This window comes from Micromonospora echinofusca (assembly GCF_017614955.1).
Lineage (GTDB): Bacteria > Actinomycetota > Actinomycetes > Mycobacteriales > Micromonosporaceae > Micromonospora > Micromonospora echinofusca_A.
The window spans coordinates 1-658 of sequence record NZ_WVUH01000716.1; the positions used below are offsets into that span (position 1 = coordinate 1).

Below are 658 nucleotides of genomic sequence, written 5' to 3' on the forward strand. Positions count from 1 at the left end.
GGGTGGGGGTGGTGCCGCCGGTGGTCACGGTGACGTCGTCGTACCGGGCGGTGGCGTACCGGGTCTGCACGCCGATCCGGCCGGCGGCGCTGACCGTGCTGGTGCCGGAGCCGATCAGGGTGCCGTCGACGTAGCCCCGGACCGTGTTGCCGGCCACCTCGATCTTCAGGGTGTACCAGGTGCCGGTGCCGACGGTGCGGGACGCGGTGCCGAGAACGGTGGACGCGCCGCTCTTCACTGCCTCCAGCCGGACCTGGTCACCGGGGAGCAGGACCAGGCGGTGGAAGGTGGTCGAGCCCGAGGCGCGGGCGAGCAGGCCCACCGCGCCGTCCGCCGGCAGGGTGAGCGGCTTGACCCGGGCCTGTACGGCGTAGTCGGTCCACGACGAACTGCCGGCGAAGAGCCGGGCGTTGTCGGTGTCCGCCTTGGCCTGGTGCAGGACCTGACTGTCGTCGGTCACCACCGACCAGGTACCACCCGACTGGGACCAGCCGGAATGGTTGCCGTCGGAGAAGTCGTCGATGAACAGGGTGGCGGCGGACGCGGTACCGGTCAGGCCGAGTACCGCGACGACCAGCGTGGCGCTGGTGGCGGCGAGCAGGCCGAGCCGGCCGGCTTTGCGGGACATGTCGGGTTGCCTCCGGGACGGGTGGGGAGG

The 658-nt window shown here is 72.3% G+C and carries 1 protein-coding gene; it reads right to left on the bottom strand.

Going from position 1 to position 658, the window contains the following annotated elements; all coding sequences use genetic code 11:
- On the bottom strand, window positions 1-628 hold a 628-nt coding region (locus tag GSF22_RS34050), incomplete at its 3' end, for a DUF1080 domain-containing protein (RefSeq protein WP_244454632.1).
- Window positions 629-658: the final 30 nt, after the last annotated feature.